Annotated in this window: 21 protein-coding genes and 1 pseudogene; 15 read left to right on the top strand and 7 right to left on the bottom strand. The window is 66.4% G+C overall.

Features of this window, described 5'->3' with window-relative positions; translation table 11 throughout:
• Position 1: 1 nt before the first annotated feature.
• The 6 genes from OKW26_RS01115 to OKW26_RS01090 all read right to left on the bottom strand — a co-directional run bounded on the left by OKW26_RS01115 (position 2) and on the right by OKW26_RS01090 (position 5,935).
• Entirely contained in the window at positions 2–973 is a 972-nt protein-coding gene (locus OKW26_RS01115) for an ATP-grasp domain-containing protein (protein ID WP_429352387.1), read from the bottom strand.
• Positions 970–2,010 (bottom strand): methenyltetrahydromethanopterin cyclohydrolase, encoded by a 1,041-nt coding sequence (gene mch / locus OKW26_RS01110; RefSeq protein WP_429352386.1) that lies wholly within the window; start codon positions 2,008–2,010, stop codon positions 970–972. The genes OKW26_RS01115 and mch overlap by 4 nt, the downstream gene beginning before the upstream one ends.
• On the bottom strand, positions 1,973–3,196 hold the full coding sequence (locus tag OKW26_RS01105; RefSeq protein ID WP_429352385.1) for an ATP-grasp domain-containing protein: 1,224 nt from the start codon (positions 3,194–3,196) through the stop codon (positions 1,973–1,975). The genes mch and OKW26_RS01105 overlap by 38 nt, the downstream gene beginning before the upstream one ends.
• Positions 3,197–3,207: 11 nt before the next feature.
• Positions 3,208–4,134 carry an NAD(P)-dependent methylenetetrahydromethanopterin dehydrogenase gene (locus OKW26_RS01100; RefSeq protein WP_184051994.1) on the bottom strand — a complete coding sequence of 309 codons (927 nt, stop codon included), beginning with the start codon at positions 4,132–4,134 and terminating at the stop codon, positions 3,208–3,210.
• A 103-nt stretch (positions 4,135–4,237) separates the two neighbouring features.
• A complete protein-coding gene (locus tag OKW26_RS01095; RefSeq protein ID WP_090810411.1) occupies positions 4,238–5,263 on the bottom strand; it encodes a beta-ribofuranosylaminobenzene 5'-phosphate synthase family protein in 1,026 nt (341 codons plus the stop codon).
• A 273-nt stretch (positions 5,264–5,536) separates the two neighbouring features.
• Entirely contained in the window at positions 5,537–5,935 is a 399-nt protein-coding gene (locus OKW26_RS01090) for a 4a-hydroxytetrahydrobiopterin dehydratase (RefSeq protein ID WP_090809095.1), read from the bottom strand.
• Between the two features lie 418 nt (positions 5,936–6,353).
• Here OKW26_RS01090 and OKW26_RS01085 point away from each other — a divergent pair, with 418 nt between their 5' ends.
• The 12 genes and pseudogenes from OKW26_RS01085 (at position 6,354) to OKW26_RS01030 (ending at position 18,057) form a co-directional block, all read left to right on the top strand.
• Positions 6,354–8,171, top strand: coding sequence for a methanol/ethanol family PQQ-dependent dehydrogenase (locus tag OKW26_RS01085; RefSeq protein WP_429352384.1), 1,818 nt, complete (start codon positions 6,354–6,356; stop codon positions 8,169–8,171).
• Between the two features lie 164 nt (positions 8,172–8,335).
• Positions 8,336–8,755 (top strand): c-type cytochrome, encoded by a 420-nt coding sequence (locus OKW26_RS01080; protein ID WP_090810412.1) that lies wholly within the window; start codon positions 8,336–8,338, stop codon positions 8,753–8,755.
• A gap of 31 nt (positions 8,756–8,786) precedes the next feature.
• Positions 8,787–9,698: a substrate-binding domain-containing protein gene (locus tag OKW26_RS01075; protein WP_429352383.1), complete on the top strand. Its 912-nt coding sequence runs from the start codon at positions 8,787–8,789 to the stop codon at positions 9,696–9,698.
• Positions 9,695–10,465 (top strand): hypothetical protein, encoded by a 771-nt coding sequence (locus OKW26_RS01070; protein WP_429352382.1) that lies wholly within the window; start codon positions 9,695–9,697, stop codon positions 10,463–10,465. Before OKW26_RS01075 ends, OKW26_RS01070 begins: the two co-directional genes overlap by 4 nt.
• Positions 10,466–10,470: 5 nt before the next feature.
• Positions 10,471–11,476, top strand: a pseudogene (locus OKW26_RS01065) (LysR family transcriptional regulator).
• Positions 11,477–11,714: 238 nt separating this feature from the next.
• Positions 11,715–12,737 (top strand): AAA family ATPase, encoded by a 1,023-nt coding sequence (locus OKW26_RS01060; protein ID WP_429352381.1) that lies wholly within the window; start codon positions 11,715–11,717, stop codon positions 12,735–12,737.
• 20 nt (positions 12,738–12,757) lie between these two features.
• Positions 12,758–13,681 (top strand): DUF58 domain-containing protein, encoded by a 924-nt coding sequence (locus OKW26_RS01055; RefSeq protein WP_429352380.1) that lies wholly within the window; start codon positions 12,758–12,760, stop codon positions 13,679–13,681.
• Positions 13,678–14,601, top strand: a complete 924-nt coding sequence (locus OKW26_RS01050; protein WP_429352379.1) for a calcium incorporation protein MxaA — start codon at positions 13,678–13,680, stop codon at positions 14,599–14,601. Before OKW26_RS01055 ends, OKW26_RS01050 begins: the two co-directional genes overlap by 4 nt.
• Positions 14,598–15,584 carry a vWA domain-containing protein gene (locus OKW26_RS01045; protein ID WP_429352378.1) on the top strand — a complete coding sequence of 329 codons (987 nt, stop codon included), beginning with the start codon at positions 14,598–14,600 and terminating at the stop codon, positions 15,582–15,584. Before OKW26_RS01050 ends, OKW26_RS01045 begins: the two co-directional genes overlap by 4 nt.
• Positions 15,581–16,126, top strand: coding sequence for a tetratricopeptide repeat protein (locus OKW26_RS01040; protein WP_429352377.1), 546 nt, complete (start codon positions 15,581–15,583; stop codon positions 16,124–16,126). The genes OKW26_RS01045 and OKW26_RS01040 overlap by 4 nt, the downstream gene beginning before the upstream one ends.
• Positions 16,123–17,118, top strand: a complete 996-nt coding sequence (locus OKW26_RS01035) for an MxaL protein (RefSeq protein ID WP_429352376.1) — start codon at positions 16,123–16,125, stop codon at positions 17,116–17,118. The genes OKW26_RS01040 and OKW26_RS01035 overlap by 4 nt, the downstream gene beginning before the upstream one ends.
• A gap of 378 nt (positions 17,119–17,496) precedes the next feature.
• Positions 17,497–18,057 carry a hypothetical protein gene (locus tag OKW26_RS01030; protein WP_184067384.1) on the top strand — a complete coding sequence of 187 codons (561 nt, stop codon included), beginning with the start codon at positions 17,497–17,499 and terminating at the stop codon, positions 18,055–18,057.
• A 37-nt stretch (positions 18,058–18,094) separates the two neighbouring features.
• On the opposite strand, the gene OKW26_RS01025 is transcribed toward OKW26_RS01030, so the two are convergent.
• Positions 18,095–19,069: a GlxA family transcriptional regulator gene (locus OKW26_RS01025; RefSeq protein ID WP_429352375.1), complete on the bottom strand. Its 975-nt coding sequence runs from the start codon at positions 19,067–19,069 to the stop codon at positions 18,095–18,097.
• A 156-nt stretch (positions 19,070–19,225) separates the two neighbouring features.
• Here OKW26_RS01025 and OKW26_RS01020 point away from each other — a divergent pair, with 156 nt between their 5' ends.
• The 3 genes from OKW26_RS01020 (at position 19,226) to OKW26_RS01010 (ending at position 22,120) form a co-directional block, all read left to right on the top strand.
• A complete protein-coding gene (locus OKW26_RS01020) occupies positions 19,226–19,903 on the top strand; it encodes a DJ-1/PfpI family protein (protein WP_184067389.1) in 678 nt (225 codons plus the stop codon).
• Between the two features lie 107 nt (positions 19,904–20,010).
• Positions 20,011–20,451 (top strand): zinc-finger-containing protein, encoded by a 441-nt coding sequence (locus tag OKW26_RS01015; RefSeq protein WP_018424627.1) that lies wholly within the window; start codon positions 20,011–20,013, stop codon positions 20,449–20,451.
• Between the two features lie 262 nt (positions 20,452–20,713).
• On the top strand, positions 20,714–22,120 hold the full coding sequence (locus tag OKW26_RS01010) for a selenium-binding protein SBP56-related protein (protein WP_429352374.1): 1,407 nt from the start codon (positions 20,714–20,716) through the stop codon (positions 22,118–22,120).
• Positions 22,121–22,126: the final 6 nt, after the last annotated feature.

Here is a 22,126-nt window from a genome sequence, read left to right as displayed (position 1 = left end):
CTCAAGCCCGGCGCTGCGGAGACTGCTCGGGCAACCCGGCGCTAGCGGCTTGCTCGGCCAGCCTGCGATCGAGTAGATCGTCGACGAGCGCCGCCGCGACATCGAGCGGCACGACCGACTGCAAACCGCGCCACGCGGCCACGCCGTTGACTTCGAGCACGAGGGGCAGCGCGGCGTCGTCGGCATTCGGGATCAGGTCCACGCCCGCGTAGTCGAGCCCGAGCGCGGCGGTTGCGCGCACCGCCGTCTGTGCGAGCGGGATCGTCAGCTCGGCGGGCTCGCAGCGCGCGCCTTGCGCGACGTTGTGAATCCAGCCCTTGCCGCCGCTGCGCCGCATCGCCGCAACCGCCTTGCCGCCGATCACGAGCACGCGCCAGTCGAAACCCGGCCGGTCGCTCGCGACGAAGCGCTGCAGATAAGCGACCTGCCGATAACGCGCGAGCGACGGCAATGGCGCGAGCAGCCCGCCGCGCGCGCCGAGCCGTTTCAGCCCGTGGCCTTGCGAGCCGAACAGCGGCTTGAGCACGACCTGACGGCCGGCGGCCGCTTCGCGCATCAGTACGCGTTGCGCGAACGCGGCGGATTCGCCGGCCCAGGTGGCCGGTGTCGGCACGCCCGCGCGATGCAGCAGGAAGCTCGTCATCGACTTGTCGACGCTGCGCTCGATCGCGCGCGCGTCGTTGTACACCGGCACGCCCGATTCACGCAGCGCGTGCAGGATGCCGAGCCGCAGCGTCACCTGCTCGAAGCTGCCGCCGGCGATGCCGCGTACGAACACCGCGTCCGGCAGCGTGCGGCCGAAGCCCGGGATCGCGAGGCCGTGCGGCAGCCACGTGGTGTCGATGCGGCAATCCGCGAGATCGACGCAACGCGCCTCGGCGCCGCGCGCGCGGAACGCCTTTTTCAGCCGGCCGGTGTGCCAGCCGGTTTCGTCGGTCATGATCGCGATGCGCACGCCTGATGTGATCATCATCGCGCGACGGACTCGCCGCCCCACTGTTTGCGCAGCAGGCCGCCGTCGAGCCGGCCGCCATGATAGGTCGCGCCGCTTTCGAGGCTGCTGACCCACACCTCGGCGGGCGCGAACAGCGCGGGATCGATCTGATAGAAGTCGAAGTTGACGGCCGTGAAGACGTCCGCGAACGGCCGGCCGTAGTCGCGCGAATTGGCGGAGGGGAGGGTGTCGGCGAGACGTTGCGCGATCTCGTCGTGCTGGACGCTCAGGTGCACGCGGCCGCCGTACAGGATCGCGTCGTTGGTGCGGCCCATCGCCTGAATGCCGTCGGGCGCGGGCGGCGGCAGCGGCGCCGAGCCCGTCCCCGCGACGATCTCATCGAGCGGTACGCCGAGCACATGCACCTTGTGCAGCGCAACTTCGACCACGCGGGCGACGACCTGTACTGTTCCCGCGACAGAGTGTGTCGGCGTGACGATCAGCGTCAGGTGTTCGGGCGCGAGGCCGCAATCGTGCAGCACCTTGTCGATCACGACCTGCGGCGGGAGGCGGTCCACTTCGAGCACCAGCGCGCCGCGCTCGTGGCGGTCGCGATAGCCGAGTTCGTCGAATAGCGGCTCCTTGACCGCGAGCGCGCGCGCGGGCCCCGAGCCGAGCGAAAAGAATTTCTTGCCGCCGGTCTGCTCGCTGGTCGCCGACAGGCTCCAGCCCGCGTACTGGCTGCCGAGACAGGCGAGCACCGGCGACGATGTGCTGACCTCGAGCATCGTCGGCCACAGCGGCGCGGCGTCGAAGTTCGCGCGTACCGCGACGCGGCCGAGACCGCCCATGCAGATGCGCGCGATCAGCACGCCGGCGTCGAGGCTGCCGCGCGCGTCGACGCCGGCGTCGGCGATCACGGTGCCATCGCGCGTGCGCGTCAGTGCGACGCCGAGCTGTGCCGCTTGATCGACGAGCCGTGCTACGAGGCGCTCTGAAAGCGCGTTCACGCTCGGCAACGCGGCGGGCGGGAAAGTCTCAGCTGTGGGCGTGGAGGCAGGCATGGTCGGGTTCATCGCAGGTTTCGATTCGTTGGACGACGCGTTCGTGCTGCGCGTCGAGCGCGGTGAACACCGCGTCCACCGATGCCGCTCGCACTTGCAGCGTGCAGACCGGCTGCCCTGCGTCGATGCGGGTGCCCGGCATCGGTACGTCGCGGCATTGCGGATCGCGCAGGCAGGCGTCCGAGAACGCGGCCGAGACGCTGAACGGCCGCTGCGCGAACAGCACGCGCTGACCGGCACGCCAGCGCGGCGCGCGGGCGAGCGCGAGGCTCGCGGCCGACGGCGCGCGGCCGTGGCGGCACGCGTCGAGGTGGCAGGCGAGCAGGCCGGCCGGCCATGCATCGGGCGACGCGGTTTCGTAGAGCGCCATCGTCGACGAAGGGCGCGGGTTGATTTCGAGCACGTCGAACGAGGTGCCGTCCGACAGGAAGTCGCAGCTGTTGATGCCGACGAGGCCGGTGTTTGCGCACAGCGCGTCGAGCGCTTGCTGCACGCGCGCGATGAACGCTGGCGGCAAGTCGATCGGCCCGATCGAGCCCGCATGCACGAAGCGCAGATCGCCGATCGCGCAGGTGAATTGCTCGGCGAAACCGATCAGATCCGCGCTGCCGTGCGCGCCGATGAAAAGCGCCGACAGCGAGCGGCCTTGGCCAATGCGCTGGAAGTAGCCGTGCGCGGAGTCGGTCGTTAAATGGAACGGGTCGGCCGCCTCGATGTGCGTACCGCCACAACCATCCGCCTGCTTGAACAGCCAGCCCTCGGCCGTCGCGGGCCGCTCGAACGACACAGCCGGATGCGCAATCCGCAACGCGTCGAGCAGCGCGAAAAAACGCCGCGGCTCGCGCACGGCCGCGATCGCCTCGGCAGCGTTGCCGAGAAAGCGCGGCAAGCCGGATTCGCGGCACAACTGAGGCATCAAAGGTTCGAGCCCGCTGCCGCCGATCCAGCCAAGCAAACCCGGCAAGCGCGCGACACGCGCAAGCGCATCGACGAGCCGCGCCCGGTGGATTCCGAGCGCGCCATCACCACGGCCGATGTCGAACCATAGCTCGGCGGCCTCGCGCGTGTCGCGGTCGCCGAAGACATCGAGCGCGGCGACATGCAGGCCGGCGCGCGCCGCGGACTGCGCGAGCAAGCGCGCGGACTGCCCGACGACCGCGACCAACGGCGCATGCATGAGCGGGCGGTGCGACTTCATGACGACCGCGCTCAGCCGAGACCGGCCGCGACCGCGCGGGCCTCGTCGTAGGCTTCCGGGAAGCCCAGGTAGACCGGCTTACCACCCGTGCGCATGCGCACGAAGAGGCGATGCTCGACCTGATATTTGACGTTGCCGATCGCCAGCGCGCCGATGCCGACCGCGCCCGCGTTCGGCACGCCGTCGATCGGCTTGCCGTCGTTCATCACGTTCACGCCGGCGATGCCTTCGGGCGGCACCGCGTTGACGTCGGCGGCGACGAGCAGGCGCTTCGCATGCACGAGGTCGTCCCTGCCGACCACCTGCGCCCCCGCGACGGCGGTGGCGAGCACGATTTCCGCGTCGGCGAGCGCGCCGCGCAGTTCGGCGGGCGTCGTGGCGCTGATGCCGTTCGTGAAGATGCCGAAGCGCTCGTTGACTTCGGCCGAGGCCCCGAGCGCGCGATTGCGGTCGTGGTGGCTCGCGATCGTCACGTCGGCGCCGCGCGACGCGGCGATCGCCGCGGCGATGCGCCCGACCGCGCCCGTTCCGCCGAGAATCAGCACGCGCTTGCCGCCCAGCTCCACGCCGTGCTGTTTGCCCAGATGCCGCTCGACCAGCGCGACGAGCGCGGCCGCGGTCGTGTACGAACCGCTCGGATCGGCGAACACCGAGACCTCGAACGGCGGGACCATCGCGCGGCGCGCGGTGTCGAGCATGTCGGCGGCCTGCATCACGTCCCGTCCGCCGATGAAGATGCCGGTGCGCGACACCCCTTTCGGGCCGCGCGAGAAGATCGCGTCCTGCGTCAGATTCGCGACCATGCCCGCTTCGACGTTGCAATACGGCACGATGACCTGATAGCCGGCGTCGGCGGCCATGTTGACGTCGAACGGACTCATCTGCGGCGTGGCCGTGAACATGTGCAGGATGTAGGGCCTTTCAAGGGTTTCTGACATGGCAGGGGCTCGTTTTAGTGGCAATCTCGGGGACGGCGCAAGGCAAGGCCGCGCCGCGCGTGGCAGCGCCTTATGTAAGCGGCGGCCTGAGCGGTGCAGCGCATCATGCGGCGTCGATGTGCGGCGCGCGCGCCTCGGCGCCGCTGATCGCCGCGCCGCTGTTGCGGCCCGCGACGACGCTGCATTCGATATGCGGCAGCGCGCTCGCGACGGCGCGCGCGGTCGCGAGCGCGCGGTCGGCCTCGCGCGCGCTCGCGAGCACCGCGAAGCCAGTCGGGCCCCACGAGGTCTGGCCGATGCCGGCGGTGCGTTCGGCAGCGACCGCGCGCAGTACGTGCTCGACGTCGGGACTCGCGAACACGCCGCCTTGCGCGCTCGCGAAATATTCGCCGATGGTCTGCTGCAGCTCGGTGAGGCCGTGCGCGAACGGCGCGAAGTTATGTTCGGCGGCGCCGGGCAGGATCTGCATCAGCACCAGATGGCACAGATGCGCGGCGAGCCGCTGCGGAAACGGCGCGAGCGATGCGAGCGCGCTGCGTTCCTCGGTACCGTGCAAGCCCTCGCGGCTGTTGTCGCTGACGAGCAGCACGCGCCACGGCTGCGGAAACGGCTGGCGCGACAGCAGCGGCGGCATGCTCTGGCGCAGATCGCCGGGCGGGCCGCCATCGAGCAGCAGGCCGCCGCACTCGAAGCCGAGTATGCCGATGCCGGAGCGGGCGCCGCGCCCGAGCAGACTCGCGAGCTCGGCGCTCCTCGCCGGCTGGCCGACGAGGCGCGCGAACGCGGTGCCGACCGCCAGCGCCAGCTGCGTGCCGGAGCCGAGGCCGGTGTGCGCGCGCGGTGCCTCCAGCACGTCGATCGCAAGTGTCGCCGGTCCATAGGCGGCCTGCAGCCGCGCGAGACTCAGCGCGATGCGCTCGCGCTCGGCCTCGCTGACCACGCCGCCGATCTGCTCGCGTTCGGCGAGCCGCGCTTCGATCCGCGTGCCGTGCGTATCGATGACGAGCCCCAGGCTGCCGAACGCACGCCCGAGCGACGCGTTCGGATCGAGAAAGCCCAGATGCAGCCGCGCGGGTGCATCGATCGTGATGGGGGCGCGTGGCGGCAGGCGGCGGAGCTGAAGCGGCATCTCGAGTGTCCTCAGGTGTCCTTGCGGGTGCGCAAGACCGGGTTCGGCCGCGGGGCGTCCGCAACGCGTCGCGGGTTCCAGCGATAGTGCGCCCGGCGACGTCAAGCGAAAGCCGTACCAGGCACGCGCAACGGCCGCCGCCGCGGGTTCGGCCCACTGGAACCTCTCAACGGGCACGCCGCGCCCCACGCGGTTTCGCCGCCGCATGGACGCTGTGTGACGCCGAAGGCGCACTGTGTCACGCGCTGTTTCATCCGGCGACAGGAACGCGTGTCAACTGCCTTGCGCGGGTTTGGGCGCGTCGTACTTGATATAGCGGAAGCGCTGATCGTCGGCGGGCGTGCCTTCGAGCGGGCCGTCCTCGAGGCCGGGCTGCCAGTGGACTACCGATTCGATCTTCGTCGCGAGCGCGAAGTCCTTGTCGGTGATGCCCTTGGCGCTGTGCGTCTTCAGCTTCACGGTCACGAATGCGTACGAGACCGTCAGATCGGGGTGGTGCCAGGCGGCTTCCGCGAGGTGGCCGACGGTGTTGACCACCATCAGCGTTCCCTTCCAGCCCTCGGTGCGGTATTTGCGCCGCAGCCAGCCATCTTCCAGATACCAGTGCTGCAGCGGACCGACGAGGCGCTGCTGGATCTCTTCGTCGGTATAGACGTGCTCGGTGTTTGCCATGGCTGTTGCTCCTCGAATGCGCGAATCGATCGCCGAATGAAGCATCGTTGCAAGTGACAGGCCCGTGCCGCGGCGTGTGATTCGCAAAGGACACGATTCGTATCACGCAAGTGACACAGTATGTGCCGCATCGCGTGATGCAGGCCCTTCAGCTTACCGCCATGCAAGCATCGGCGTGCAACGCCCGAGTGCCGCGACACCTCGCGCGTGCCGAGTCGCCGGGCCAGCGCAGCCAATAGCGGCAAACGTTGCCGCTATTCCGGCATGGAATATGCGTCGGCCGTTCATGCGTCGCGAAGCCCGACATCGAATCGGGATAGCGCGTTAATCGTTACCTGCACTCGAGAAGGCGCGCACGATGCGATGAGGTAGCGTGGGTCATTCGTGAGTTGAACAGCAGGACAATTCTGGAGGAGACATGAACTTACGCACTGTAGTTCTTGGGCTCGCGATCCTCGCATCCGCAGCCTTTGGCTCTCTGGCTGCGCAGGCCGATTCGCAGCTCGACGCGCTGATGAAAAATCCAGCCAACTGGGCGGCCCAGGCGGGCGATTATGCGAATCACCGCTACAGCCCGCTCAAGCAGATCAACGAGAACAACGTCGGCAAACTTCAGGTCGCATGGACCATGTCGACCGGGGTGCTACGCGGCCATGAAGGCGCGCCGCTCGTGATCGGCGACACGATGTATGTCCACTCCCCGTTTCCGAACAAGGTCATTGCGGTCAACCTGAAGGATCAGACTTTCCTCTGGCAGTATCAGCCGAAACAGGACGAGCAGGTCGTCTCCGTGATGTGCTGCGACACCGTCAATCGCGGTCTCGCGTACGGCGACGGCAAGATCTTCCTGCAGCAGGCCGACACCAAGCTCGTCGCGCTGAACGCGAAGACGGGCGACGTGGTGTGGACCGCGCAGAACGGCAATCCGAAAGCCGGCGAAACCAACACCAACGCGCCGCACGTATTCGGCGACAAGGTGCTGACCGGGATCTCGGGCGGCGAGTTCGGCGTGCGCGGGCGTCTGATCGCGTACGACATCAAGACCGGCAAACCGGCCTGGACCGCGTACAGCACGGGCCCCGACAACGATATGCTGCTCGACCCGCAAAAGACGATGACGTACTCGAACGGCCAGATGGTGCCGGTGGGCGCGGATTCGTCGCTGAAGTCATGGAAGGGCGATCAGTGGAAGCTCGGCGGCGGCACCACGTGGGGCTGGTATGCGTGGGATCCGAAACTCAACCTTGTGTACTACGGTACCGGCAATCCGGGCACATGGAACCCGACGCAACGTCCGGGCGACAACAAATGGTCGATGTCGATCTTCGCGCGCGACCTGAATACCGGCATGGCCAAATGGGTCTACCAGATGACGCCGCACGACGAATGGGACTATGACGGCGTCAACGAAATGATCCTGTCCGATCTGACGATCAACGGCAAGCAGGTGCCCGCGATCGTGCACTTCGACCGGAACGGCTTCGGCTATACGCTCAATCGCATCACCGGACAGCTGCTGGTCGCGCAGAAGTACGACCCGGCGGTGAACTGGGCCGACCGTGTCGACCTGCAAAGCGGCCTGCCGATCCGCAACGCGGCGTACTCGACGCAGGCGGCCGGCTCCGATCACAACGTGAAGGGCATCTGCCCGGCGGCACTCGGTTCGAAGGACCAGCAACCGGCGGCATACGATCCGAACTCGCACCTGTTCCTCGTGCCGACCAACCACGTCTGTATGGACTACGAGCCGTTCGATGTCGACTACGTGTCGGGACAGCCGTATGTCGGCGCCACGCTGTCGATGTATCCGGGCCCGAACGAGGGCAACGCGATGGGCAACTTCATCGCGTGGGATGCGAGCAAGGGCAAGATCGTCTACTCGAAGCCGGAGAGGTTCTCGGTGTGGTCGGGTGTGCTGGCGACCGCGGGCGGCATCGCGTTCTACGGCACGCTGGAAGGCTACCTGAAGGCGGTGCGCATCAAGGACGGCAAGGAACTGTGGCGCTTCAAGACGCCGTCGGGAATCATCGGCAACGTCTTCACGTATGAGTATCAGGGCAAGCAGTACGTCGGCGTGTATTCGGGCATCGGCGGCTGGGCCGGCATCGGCATGGCGGCTGGTCTGGAGAAGCCGACCGAAGGTCTGGGTGCGGTCGGCGGCTACAAAGATCTCGCGAAGTACACCGCGCTCGGCGGCACGCTGTTCGTGTTCGCGATTCCTGGCGAAAAGAGCTGAACGAACGGCTGCAATGAAAGGCTGAACCAGCGGGGCGGCTTGAACAGGCACGGCCGCCCCGTCAGTCTCGCGCAAGCATTGAATCACCCCCAGATCGCGCCCGTTGGTGGATGCGTCGATGAAACGCATCGGGGCGCGGCTTATTCCCAGATGGAGACATGTGCATGAAAGGCCGATCTATCCTGTTGCTCACGGTGTTGCCCGCAGCGCTCGTCGTGCTGCCCGTCGGATACGCGCAGAACAATCCTTCGATTGCGCAGGTCGCGTACAAGGTGGTCGACGGCACCAAGGTGGACAGTAATACGCTGCTTGGCTGGAAGACGTGGCGCGCGCTCGCTTGCGAACGCTGCCACGGCGCGCAGCAGCAGGGCATGGTCGGGCCGTCGCTGATCGACGCGTTCAAGACGCTGGACAAGACCGAGTTTCATCGCACGGTGTTCGGCGGCCGGGTGGACAAGGGCATGCCCGATTTCAGCACGAGCCAGATGATGCAGAAGAACTGGGAAAACCTCTACGCGTACCTGAAAGGGCGCTCCGATGGGCAGATCAAGCCGGGCGATCTGAAGGCCATCGACGCCAAATAACGCCGTGTCGTCATTCTTCCGGAGGCTCACGATGCGTGATAAGAGAAGCATGTCCGTGCATGTCAGCGTGATCGCGGCCGCATTGTGCGGCGCGGCGCTCGCGAGCGCCGCGGTCCGGGCGGACGGCCCCGCGCTGCCGAACAACGACGGCGCGGACGGCGTGCTCAGGGTGTGCGCGGACCCGAACAACATGCCGTTGTCGAACGACAAGGGCGAGGGCTACGAGAACCGCATCGCGGCCCAGATGGCGAGCGACTTCGGCTACAAGCTCGAATACACGTACTTTCCGCAGCGCATGGGCTTCGTGCGCCACACGCTGCGCGAGAAGGAGGACGGCAGCGAGCGCTATCGGTGCGACCTGATCATCGGCGTGCCGAAGGGCTATGAAATGACGTCGACGACGCAGCCGTATCTGCGCTCGACCTACGCAATGGTGCTGCCGAACCGCCCCGAGTTCGCGAGCATCAAGACGCCCGACGACCTGCTGAAGCTGCCGCCCGATCAACTGCACAAGCTGCGCTTCGGCATCTTTTCGCAAACCCCCGCGGTGGACTGGCTGCTCGGCCACAACCTGATCGACCAGGCGGTGTCGTACCAGGTGCAAAGCGGCGATCCGGCCGTGTACCCGGGCCAGATGATCGAGCACGACCTGCGCGCGGGCAACGTCGACGTGGTGTTCCTATGGGGGCCGATTGCCGGCTACTTCGCGAAGCGCTCCGGTGATTCGGTCAGACTCGTGCCGTTCCCGCCGGGGCCGGGCATCCGCTTCGACTACACGATTTCGATGGGCGTGCGCTACGGCGAGAAGGAGTGGAAGGACAAGGTGGATCAATGGATCGGCGCGAATCACGACAAGATCGACAGCATCCTCGCGACCTACCAGGTGCCGATGCTCAAACCAGTCGACGCGCCGGCGGGCAAGCCCGGCGACGCGTCGCAATGACGCGCGCGCGCGGCGCCTGGCTGCGCGCGGCACGCGCCGCGCTGATGGGGACGCTGTGTGCGCTGTGCCTCGCGCCAGCCGCCGCGCGTGCGGCGAGTCCGGCGTCGGCGCCGGGCGGCGACGAGATCACGCCGGCCGAGCGGCTGATTTTTCTGACCGATCATCTGCACGGCGTCGCCGCGCAGACCGAACTCGACTACGCGCTGATCGATTCCGGGCAACCGTCTCGCAGCGCCGATGTCGTCAAGGTGCTGGTGCTGAGCGAGAACAACGCGAAAGGCGACGCACAGGTGTCCGACCATAGCGGCAGCGTGAACCTGCCGATCGGCGGGCTGCAGTGCAATCCGGCAATCATTTATTTTCTCGAACACGACATCGCGGAGATGCAGGGTCTCACCGGCGGGCAGCGCCGCTATTTCCAGCAGCGTCTGCGTCTCGCGCTCGCCGCGGGGCCGCAGATCGAGAGCGTGCCGAGCGAGGTCGGCGGCAAGCCGGTCAGCGCGCGGCGCATCGTCGTGCAGCCTTATCTGAACGATCCGAACGCGGAGCGCTTTGCACAATACACGGGCAAGCGCTACACGTTCCTGCTCGCCGACGGCGTGCCGGGCCAGGTCGTGCAGATCCGCACCGACGTGCCGGGTCCCAACAACGACTTTGCGCATCCGGCGCATACGGAGTCGTTGAGCTTTCAATCGGCACTGAACAAGTTGCCCTCGGGCAAGGCGCCGGCGAAACCGTCATCGAATGCGCCGCGAGCGAGTCGCTGAATCAAATGCAGAACGCGAGTTTCGCGACGAACCGGGTCAAGCTGAATTTCGTTCGCACGCTGACCCTGCGGCAGTTGCAGATTTTCGTCGTCGCGAGCCGCTATACGAGTTTCGCGCGCGCGGCCGAGGAGCTGCATCTGACGCAGCCGGCGGTGTCGATGCAGATTCATCAGCTCGAAGAGGCGGTCGGCCTGCGGCTGTTCGAGCGCATCGCGCGCAAGCTCACGCTGACCGAAGCGGGCGAGGTGCTGACCCATCACGCGAGCCGCATTCTCGGCGAAATCAAGGACACCGAAGACGCGATGATGTCGCTGAAGCAGGCCGACAGCGGCTCGATCAACGTGGGCATCGTCAGTTCGGCGACCTACTTCGCGCCGAAACTGCTGGCGATGTACTCGCATCTATACCCGAAAGTCGACGTGCACTTCTCGGTCGGCAATCGCGACGCGTTGCTGCGTCTGTTGCAGGACAACGCGATCGATCTCGCGATCATGGGCCGCCCGCCGCCCGAACTCGATACGACAGCCGAGCCGCTCGCGAGTCATCCTCAGGTGGTGATCGCGCCGCTCGATCATCCGCTGTGCGGCGCGCGCCGCTTCGATCTGCAGGAGTTGCGCCGCGACACCTTCCTGCTGCGCGAGCCGGGCTCGGGTACGCGCATGGCCGCCGAGGCGATGTTCCGGCAGCATCTGTTCACACCCGCGAAAACCATCACGCTCGGCAGCAACGAAACGATCAAGCAGGCGGTGATGGCGGGCAATGGGCGTGAGTCTGATCTCGCTGCATACGTTGCAGCTGGAGTTGCGCACCGGCGAGATCGCGCTGCTCGACGTGAACGGCACGCCGATCGAACGCGCGTGGCAGGTCGTGCATCTGCGCACGAAGCAGCTTTCGCCGACCAGCATGATGTTCCGGCAGTTTCTGCTCGAGCATGCGGCGGTGCATCTGGAGCAGGAATATGCGCAGTTTGCAGGGGTGTTTGCGAAACCGCCGGTCGGCGCGAAGCGGTAACGTCATGCGCTCGTCGGCTTGCTGGTGAACGACGCGTCCCAGGCAGCGTCGATGGCACAGTCTGTACCCGGCTGTCGTGACAGGCTGCCAACTTTTCGCATTCGATTTAACTCTTGGGTCCCGTGCTCACGATCGGCATAAACCATGCTTGAACGGAAGGCTGGCGAGCGCTTGAAGCGCGTCGACGTTCGAGCGTCGTGCAAATAAACGCCAGCCACCACGGAAGGGGATCGCAGCGATGGTTTCTGGCGAGCAGCTCCAGGATTGGCGTTCTCACGCCCAGCGGATCGAAAACGAAGTCGCGAGAGTCGTCGTCGGTCAGCAGCAGACGCTGAGGCTCATCAGCGTCGCGTTGTTCGCACGCGGCCACGTGCTGCTCGAAGGCGGCGTCGGGGTCGGCAAGACGACCGTGTTGCGGGCGTTCGCGCGCGTGGTCGGCGGCGACTTCGAGCGCGTCGAAGGGACGATCGATCTGATGCCGGGCGACCTCGTCTATCACACCTATGTCGATGCCGACGGCAAGCCGCGCATCGAACCGGGCCCGCTGCTGCGCCACGGCGAGCAACTGACCACCTTCTTCTTCAACGAGATCAATCGCGCGCGTCCACAGGTCCAATCGCTGCTGTTGCGCGCGATGGCCGAACGTTCCGTGTGGGCGTTCGACCGCGAGCACCGCTTTCCGCACATGACCGTATACGCCGACCGCAACAAGGTCGAGAAGGAAGAGACCTTCGAGCTCGCGTCGGCGGCGCGCGACCGCTTCCTGTTCGAGCTGAACATGCCGACGCCGACCGACGAGGACGCGCGGCGCAGCCTCGTCTTCGACACGAGGTTCCATGACGTCGACGGCCTGCTCGCGCAACTGACACCGTCGATCGTGGCGTGGGAGCAGTTGAACCGGATCGGCGCGGCGATCCAGCAGGGCGTGCAGGCGAGCGAGACGATCGAGCGCTACGTGCACGACATCTGGCAGGCGACGGAAACGCCGGCGCGCTTCGGCATCGCGCTCGACGGCGTCGACATGGAGCAGCTGATTCTCGCGGGCGCAAGTCCGCGCGGCATGAGCGCGCTGCTGCGGGCCGCGCGCGTGGTCGCGTGGCTCGCGGGACGCACGCATCTGCTTCCGGAGGACATTCACGAAGTGCTGCTGCCGGCGCTGGGGCATCGCGTGTTCTTCACACCGATCTACGAGCTACGCCGCCAGGAGCTGGCCGAGGCGCTGATCGCGCGGATCGTCGCGAACGTCGCCGTGCCTCGCTGACCGGCGGCGCGCGCACCACGATGAACGACACCGCGGAATTCCACTACCGTCTGCCGATGCGCGCGGCCGGCGCGCGGCCCGGCTCGCATCCGGGCTCGAGCTTCGGCTCGGGTCAGCAGTTCGCGATGCACGGCCGGTTGTTCGACTACCCGGACCCACGCCGGCTCGATCTGCGCGCGAGCTTGCGCGCGGCGCGCGACGAGTGGCTCGTGCGCGTGCATTTGCAGCGCGTCGCGGTGCCGGTGTTCGTGATCGTCGACGTATCGGCGTCGATGCGGTTCGGCAGCCGTAAAACGAAGCTGGAGGTCGCCGCCGATTTCGTCGAAGCGCTCGGCCATAGCGCGTTCCGGGTCGGCGACCGGCTCGGCATGCTGGCCTTCGATCGCGGGGAACGCGACGATCTGTTCATGCCGGCGCGCACGGGGCGGGGCACCGGCTCGCTGCTCGCGAGCATGCTGCGCGAACGCGCCGGTGAAACGGCTGATCGTCAGGCGAATGGCCAGGCAGAACGTCAGGCCGGAGGTCAGGCCGGAGGTCAGGCCGGACGCGAGGCCGTCGAAGGATTGCGGCGTTGCGCGATCCGTATCGCTGGACGCCAGGCGCTCGTGTTCGTCGTGTCCGATTTCCACTGGCCGCTCGCGCGACTGTCGTCGGTACTCGACATGCTGGTGCATGCGTGTGTGGTGCCGATGGTCGTGTGGGACGCGGCCGAGATCACGCCGCCGCACCACGCGTCGCTGCTGGCCGTCAACGATGCGGAGTCCGGCGAGGAGCGTCGCGTGTGGCTTTCCCGCGATGTGCGCGAGCGCTGGCGCGAAGGCGTCGCGCGCCGTCGCGACGAACTCGCCGCGGGGTTCGGCGCGCGCGGCATCCGGCCGTTCTATGTCGAAGGCGCGTTCGATCCGGAAGCGATGTCGCGCTACTTTCTGGAGATGACGGTATGAGCGCGCGCGGTGTGCGCGGTGGCGTCGCTCGTCGGGCGGGGCTGCTTATGCTGATCGCGTCGCTCTGCGGCGCCGCGAGCGCGACGGCCAGCGCCGCCGTGGCGAGCGCGCTCGTTCAGGAGCCGCGCGCGTTCGGCTATGTGCTCGGCGATGTGCTGACGCAGCGCGTGCTGCTGCAGGCCAACGATCGGGACCTCGGCGCGGTCACGCCGCCTTCGGTCGGACGCACGGGCGTGTGGCTCGAACGCCGGCCCGTGACGCTCGAAACCGATGCCAACGGCCGCAAGTGGATGGTGATCGCGTATCAGGTCGTCAATGCGCCTCAGACGCTCACGCAGATCACGTTGCCCGCGTTGACGTTGACGTCGGCAGCGGGCACGCAATTGCAAGTCGCCGAATGGCCGGCGAGCATCGGACCGTTGACGCCGCAAACGGCGTTCGCCGCAGGGGATTTGCAGCCGCTGCGGCCCGATCGTCAGGCACCCATGCTGGGCACGGCCGGCTGGCGTCGGCAGATCGCGTGGGCGCTCGGCCTGCTGCTCGCGACCCTGCTCGCGTGGGCGAGCTGGTGGTGGGCGCGCAACCGACGCGAGGCGGCACGGCTGCCGTTCGCGCGTGCATGGCGGCAGATGCAGCGGCTACCGGAGGCGCCCGCTGCTTCATCGAACGATGCGTGGGTCTGCCTGCATCGCGCACTGAACGAAACCGCCGGCCAGGTCGTGCATGCGGCTTCGCTATCCGCGTTGCTCGCGCGCGCGCCCTATCTGCAACCGCTGCGCGCGCAGCTCGAACGTTTCTATCTGGCGTCGTCCGAGCGCTTTTTCACACCGGCGCCGAAGGCCGTCGGCAATCCCGGCGAGCTGTCGTTGCACGCGCTGTGCCGTGCGTTGTATCGGGCGGAGAGGCGCCATCAGCGATGACCATGAGCCTCGATTTCGCCCTGCCGTGGATGCTGGCGCTGCTGCCGCTCGCCGCGCTGCCGCTGCTGCGGCGACGCAGCGACACGCTGGTGTTTTCGAGCGTCGCGTGGCTGCCCGCCGACGATCTCGGGCGCGCGGCCGGCTGGCTCGTACGCGGCGGCGCGGCACTGGCGATCGCCGCGATCGTCGTCGGGCTGGCGGGGCCGGGGCGCTCGCAGTTGCAGGTGCTGCGCACCGGCAGCGGCGCGCAGATCCTGATCCTGATGGACCGCAGCGCGAGCATGGACGAGCCGATGGGCAGCAAGGGCGTCGAGGCGCCGCGCGGCGACTCTAAGAACCACGTGGCGCGCGCCGCGTTGACGCGCTTCGTCGAGCAGCGGCCCAACGACCGGCTCGCGTTCATGATGTTCGGCACCAACCCCGTGCTGGCGATGCCGTTCACGTACAACCATCGCGTGATCGAGGCCGCTGTCGCGGCGACGGCGATTGGCCGTGGCATGCCGGACACCGAGCTCGATCGCGGCATGCTCGCGGCGATCGCGCAGTTCGACGGGCGCCTGTCGTCGGGCCGCCGCGCGATCGTGCTCGTCTCCGATGGCGGCGCGTTGCTCGACGAAACGATGCAACGGCGCATCGAGGCGGGACTGCGACGCAACCGGATCGCCCTCTACTTCATCTACTTGCGCAGCAGCGTCTTCAGTCCCGATCTCAACGCGACGCAGCCCGTCAGCGGAACCTCGGCCGAAGCGCAGCTGCATCGCTTCTTTCTGACGCTCAGGACACCGTATAGGCTGTTTCAGGCCGAAGACCCGAAGGCGATGATGGCGGCGATCGCGGAGATCAACCGGCAGCAGAACGCGACGACGACGTTCGTCGAGCATCTGCCTCGCCAGGACCTGAGTCTGTACTGTTTCGCGCTCGCGCTGTTCTGTTCGGCGCTGCTGGTGCTGCTGCACCAGTTGCAGGTCAGGAGCTGGGCATGAAGCGCACGCTGATCCACACGCTGTTCGGCACCGTGGCGATCTGTTGCGCCGCGTGGGCCGCGTCTGGCTTCGTTCGTCTGCAGCACGCGGAGCGCGTCGATCAGGCCATTCTCGCGACGAACGCCGCTGCGCGCGACCAGGCTGCCGGCGACGACGCGCGCGAGGTCCAACTGGCCCGCGCGATAGCGCTGTCGAAAGCGGGCGCGTATGACGCGGCGGCGCGGCTCTATAACGGTCTGATCCCCGAGGGCAGCCCGCCTGACGAAGTCGGCCGCGCGGCGCTGTTCGATCTCGGCAACCTGTACCTGCGCGAAGGCAGCGGCGACACGGCGCAGACGGTCAGGTCTCTCGCGATGATCGGTGAGGCCAAGGCGCGCTACCGGCTCGCGCTGCGCGCGGCGCCCGACGAGTGGGACGCGCGCTACAACCTCGAGCGCGCGCTGTGGCTTGCGCCGGAAACGCCGTCCGCGCTCGCCGGGCCGGATGTGAAAGAGCAGCACAACGTCAAGCTGCGTGACCCGCAGAGCCAGGACTTGCCATGAGCGGCGTCTCGCGCGAGCGCGGCTTCGCCAGATGGCGTCAGGCGTTGACGCCGCTCGCGCTCGTCGCATTGATCGCGGCGGTCGCGATGCCGGACGTCACTTTGCCGCGCAACACGTTTAACTACATCGTGACGTTCGATATCACGCAAAGCATGGACGTCGAGGACGTGGTGCTCGACGGTGCTCCGGTCAGCCGGCTCAAATTCGCGCAGGCCGCGATGCGCGACGCGCTCGGGCGCTTGCCGTGCGGCTCGAAGGTCGGCTGGAGCGTGTTCACGGGGCAACGGGTGTTGCTGCTGATGGCGCCGGTCGAAGTCTGTGGCAACTACGACGCGCTGCTGGTGTCGCTCGAGGGCATCGACGGGCGCATGCGCTGGACCAACTGGAGCCGCATTGCCGAGGGCGGTGTGTATTCGGCCGTGCGGGTCGCGCAGGAGGTCGGCGGCGGCGCGGCCATCGCGTTCGTCACCGATGGTCAGGAGGCGCCGCCGGTATCGGCGGCGCGCCCGCTGATGGAGGGCATCAATGCCGCGCGAATCAGGGGCTGGCTGATCGGCGTTGGGGGCGACCAGCCCGCAGCGATTCCGAAGACCGACGCCAACGGTAACCGGATCGGCTACTGGCAGGCCGACGACGTGATCCAGCTGCCGCCGACGCCAGGCTCCGGTGTCGAGGCGCAAACGCACGAGGAGTTGTCCGAATTGCACGGCGAGTACCTTGCGTCGGTGGCGGGGCAGACTGGCCTCGACTACCGGCGCCTGCTGAACGTGACATCGTTCGGCGATGCGCTGCTCGATGCGCGCTTCGCTCGCCGCGAACCGGTGCCGACCGATCTGCGTTGGTGTCCAGCGCTGCTCGCGTTGCTGCTGCTCGTCGCGCGCTTCATGCCGGATGCCGTTCTCGCATGGCCGCGCGCCTGGCGAAAGCGCATTCGAACGATCGTTTTGCAGATCGCGCCGGCATTCAATGGCCGGCCGACACGGGTCGACTGACTCACGCAAGCGCGAACGTTGACGCTGCAACGGTTGAAGGTGCAGGTATCCAATCGAGCAGCGTAGTTGCTTGCGAAACCTCGCAAGAGTTGCCGGGATCGACCGACTCACGAGGCTTGCGCCAGAAGCTCTTGCCGGTCTTCGAGGCCGGAGAGCGTTGCCAGGAATCATTCTCAATCGGTCCACTTCGACGTCGACTCCAGCGCTGAGTCGCGAAGCCGCATGCGCTCGCCACACACGCGAGATACCTAACACTTTGACCTACCAGTACGCCAATGACTGACTACAATGTCTGAGTGCAAGCGACGCTGCAAGGCGCTCGGTTCGACGGGAGCGCCGTGTCATGTGACATTTCAATTCCTTCACTGGAGGCATGCGATGACGTGCCAAAACGAGAGGATTGTCGGAGCGGTACTCGTCTTGATGAGCGGCTACGCGTTTGCGGGCGGCCCCTTCGGCGATGTGCCGCAAGCGATGATGGTCGCCAACATCGTCGCGTCGCCCGTCGAAGTCGTGCCGCCGATTCCCGAGCCTCGGCACTACTTCGAGCAGCAGCGCTATGCGATGGAGTATCACGGGGATCAGGGCAAGCCGTTCTTCGCGCAAATGGAGAATTACTATAGTGTGGACGTGACGCGCGATGTCCAGCTCGGCACTGCGAAGGCATTGGTGTCGTCCGGACCGGAGTTCGCACCGGTGTCCGAACCGGGCGCAAAACCTGCCGCGCAAAATGCCTCGAATCCTCTGCATCTGGGTCCATCTACCGCGCCGCAATTGTCTATCGTTCAGATGAACAGTTCAGTGTTGTCGATAGGCGAGTCACCGCAGCGACGCTTGTCCTTGACGATCGACGACTGGGTGTTCTCCGGCACCGCGCGCGTCGCGGTTCTGCATTCTCACGATACGGGCGCGACGCTGATCGTCAAACGTCGCTACTGAGTGATGTCGGACGGCCGCGCATTTTCGCGTCGACGAGTCACGTCGATGAAAAGCGCTCGCGATACACCTGCGGCGCCACGCACAACTGACGCACGAAGCTGCATCGCATCGTTTCCTCGCTGCCGAATCCACACCGCGCCGCGATTCGTTTGATCGACCAGGATGTCTCGCTTAGCAAGCGCTGTGCCGCTTCGATGCGCAACTGCTCGACCGCGCGGGCCGGCGTGCGGCCCGTTTGCGCCTTGTAGTGGCGCATGAAGCTGCGCTCGCTCATATGAAGCCGTCGCGCGAGCGCGGGTACCGACAGGTCGGATGCGAGATGCGACGTCATCCATGTATGCAATTCGCCGAAACGGTCGTCGGCATGTTGCAGCGACAGCGTCGCGCTGAACTGCGACTGCCCCCCCGGCCGCTTCAGAAACACGACGAGCTCGCGCGCGACATCGAGCGCCAACGCGCGTCCGTGATCTTCTTCGAGCATGGCCAGCGCGAGGTCGATGCCGGCGGTGACGCCCGCCGATGTCCAGATAGCCCCGTCGCGAATAAAGATTGGATCGGCTTCGACGCGCAGTTGCGGATACGCCTGCGCGAGTTCGTCGCAACGCCCCCAATGCGTGGCGACGCGGCGGCCGTCGAGCAGTCCCGCCTCGGCGAGCAGGAACGCGCCCGAGCAGACCGAGGCAACGCGTCTGCAATGCGGCGCATGGCGCTGCGTCCAGCGGATCAGACGCTGATCGGCCGATGCCTGACGAATCCCCCAGCCGCCCGGAACGATCAGCGTATCGACCGGCGCTTTCACCGAGCGCAACGAACCGGCGAGTACCGCAAGTCCCGACGACGACGTGACGGGCCCGGCTTCGGCTGCCACGACGCGGGGCGAGTAGAGTTCGTCGAGCCCACGCTGCGCGACGAGCTCATTGGCGGACGCAAATACCTGCAGCGGACCGCTGACGTCGAGCAGTTGCATGTTGGGGAAGGCGAGCAGCACGATGGAGGGGGGAGCGCTGGACATGTCGTGTGTAACAGGGGCTGTAAGAGAGAGCGCGCGTGGCAGAAAAACTGGGGTTAATGGCAGTCTTGCCAAAGACTACGCGCATAGAATCAATCCGTCCACCTGGAAGACGCGGCGGATCACGTGTTTCGATTTCTCCCTGAATAAGGTATCCCTATGAACCTGCAAATCGGTTTTCTGGTCTTTCCGAAAGTACAGCAGCTCGATCTGACTGGCCCGCACGACGTACTTGCATCGTTGCCGGGCGCCACGATGCATCTGATCTGGAAGACACGGGAGCCCGTGGTGTCGAGTAACGGGCTCGTGCTGACGCCGAGCACGACCTACGAAAGCTGCCCGCCGCTCGACGTGATCTGTGTGCCAGGCGGAAGCGGCGTGACCGACCTGTTGCAAGACGAGCAAACGATCGACTTCGTTTGCCGACAGGCCGCGAGCGCGCGCTACGTGACGTCGGTCTGCACCGGCGCGTTGCTGCTTGGCGCGGCCGGCTTGCTGCGCGGGCGGCGCGCGACGACTCACTGGGCGTTTCACTCGCTGCTTGAACCGCTCGGCGCGATACCGACACATGCGCGTGTGGTCCGCGATGGCAATCTGATTACCGGCGGCGGCGTGACGGCGGGCATCGATTTCGGGTTGACCGTCGCGGCCGAACTGGCGGGCGCAGAAGAGGCGCAGGCGATCCAGCTCGAACTCGAATACGCGCCAGCCCCGCCGTTCGACGCGGGCGATCCGGCGTTGGCGCCGCAAGCGGTGGTGGAACTGGTCCGGCGACGGTCGGCGGAAGGCCTGGCCGCGCGGCGCCGGGTGGTGATGGCGATCGCGCAGAGAAGCTAAGTCTTGCATGCGGGTACGGGCATTCCATTAAACTGTGTGGCTCTACCCGTTTCCGCCAGTCGGATCGATGCGATGAAGTACGGCGAATTTTCCCCGGGGCACTGCCCATGCGCGTAGGCAAGCCCGTCAAGGCACTGCCGCAGCCGTCATGCGACTACTGCGGCAACCGTGCGTTGCTCGCGCGTTACGGCGACGAGTCCTACCCCTATCGCAGCGATCAAGGGCCGCTGTGGATCTGCACCGCATGTCAGGCGTGGATCGGCGTTTATTCGCGCAGCAAACACAACCTGCCGCTCGGCCGCCTTGCCGACGCGACGTTGCGCGAGTCGAAGAGCAAGCTGCACGATGCGCTCGAACCGCTCGTTGCCGGGAAGGTGCGCCGCGATGGTGTCAACGCGTTCGAAGCCCGCGCGAAAGCGATCCGGTGGGTCGCGACCGAGCTTGGCTTCGATCCGGTTCCGGCGAGCATTCACGCGTTCACGCCCGAGCAGTGCGAACAGGCGCTGCGTTATGTCGAGGCCTTTGTCGAGGCTCGGCGTGCGAGATAGCGTGATATCCCCAAGCGACTAGCATCCTTTCATTCCTCCAATACCACCCCGCCATACCGCCTTCCCCGCGCCGCTTCAGCCCCACCAAATTGGCGGTTCTCGTGCGATGCGGCCCAGCAGTCGGATCGAACCTGCGTTCGGGTGCATATTTCCGGTTGCGTCCGTCGCTATCGTGAACTACAAATCTAAAGTTACGCTGGCTCGATTTTTGGCGGGCCGGGCTTCCGTTCAGAACCGTTCGAACGACAGGGAGAGTGCCGTCATGAGAATGCGCCCCGATCCTACCTTTCATGCATCGCCGAAGCTCGCGATGGATGCGCCGGCGGAAGAATACGCATACACGGTGCTGCTAAGTCCTGACTCCTCGCAGCCCGACGCGCTCGCCGTGATCGACGTGAAGCCCGGTTCGCCGACTTATAGCCAGGTGGTCCACACGGTGCCGGTGCCGAACAAGGGCGACGAATTCCATCACTTCGGCTGGAACGCGTGTTCGTCCGCGTTGTCGCCGTTGACGGGCCACGCGTTTCTGGAACGTCGCTATCTGATCATTCCGGGCATGCGCTCGTCGCGCATCTATATCGTCGATACGAAGCCGCATCCGACCCAGGCGAAGATTCACAAGATCATCGAGCCGGAGGAAATTTTCCGCAAGACCGGCTATTCGCGTCCGCACACCGTGCATTGCGGACCGGAGGGCATCTACGTGAGCACGCTCGGCGGTGGTGGCAAGGACGGCACCGACGGGCCGCCCGGAATCTTCATCATGGACTGCCAAACATTCGAGGTGCTGGGCCGCTGGGAAATCGAGCGCGGCGCGCAGGAAAAGCATTACGACTTCTGGTGGAATCTGCCGCGCGACTACATGGTGTCGACCGAATGGGCGCTGCCGCCGCAATTCGAAAACGGCATCGTGCCCGAAGATCTGCTCGCGAACAAATACGGCCACCGCGTGCATTGCTGGGATCTGCGCGCGAGGCGCAACGTGCAGACGCTCGATCTCGGCGCGAATCATCAGATGGCGCTCGAAGTGCGGCCCGCGCACGACCCGAGCCGCGAGTACGGCTTTATCGGCGTCGTGGTCGATACGACGAATCTGGAAGGGTCGATCTGGACCTGGTGGCGCGAAGGCGGCCACTTCCACATCGAGAAGACCGCGACCATTCCACCGGAGCCCGCGCATGCCGACGAGTTGCCGCCGCTGCTGCAAGGTTTCGGCGCGGTGCCGCCGCTCGTCACCGACATCGATCTTTCGATCGACGATAAATTCCTCTACGTCTCCTGCTGGGGCACCGGCGAGATGCGCCAGTACGACGTCAGCGAACCGCGCAAGCCGAAATTGACGGGCTCGGTGCGCATCGGTGGAATCGAACATTGCGCGCCGCATCTGAACGGCAAGGCTTTCGCCGGCGGTCCGCAGATGGTCGAGATCAGTCGCGACGGCAAGCGCATCTACTGGACCAACTCGCTCTATTCGACGTGGGACGACCAGTTCTACCCGGATGGTGTGCCCGGCGTGCAAGTCATGGCGCATGCCGACCCCAATGGCGGTCTCGAGCTCGCCGAAGATTACTTCGTCGAGTTTCCCGCCGGCTATCGCGCGCACCAGATTCGCCTCGAAGGCGGCGACTGCTCGACCGATTCGTTCTGCTATCCCTCGGTGGGCGTTTGAGCGGCG

Origin of the sequence: Paraburkholderia sp. 32, from assembly GCF_050435345.1 — a bacterium.
In the GTDB taxonomy this organism is placed as follows: domain Bacteria; phylum Pseudomonadota; class Gammaproteobacteria; order Burkholderiales; family Burkholderiaceae; genus Paraburkholderia; species Paraburkholderia tuberum.
The sequence above is the reverse complement of the archived record's forward strand: the minus strand, read 5'-3'. Positions and strand labels throughout refer to the sequence as shown.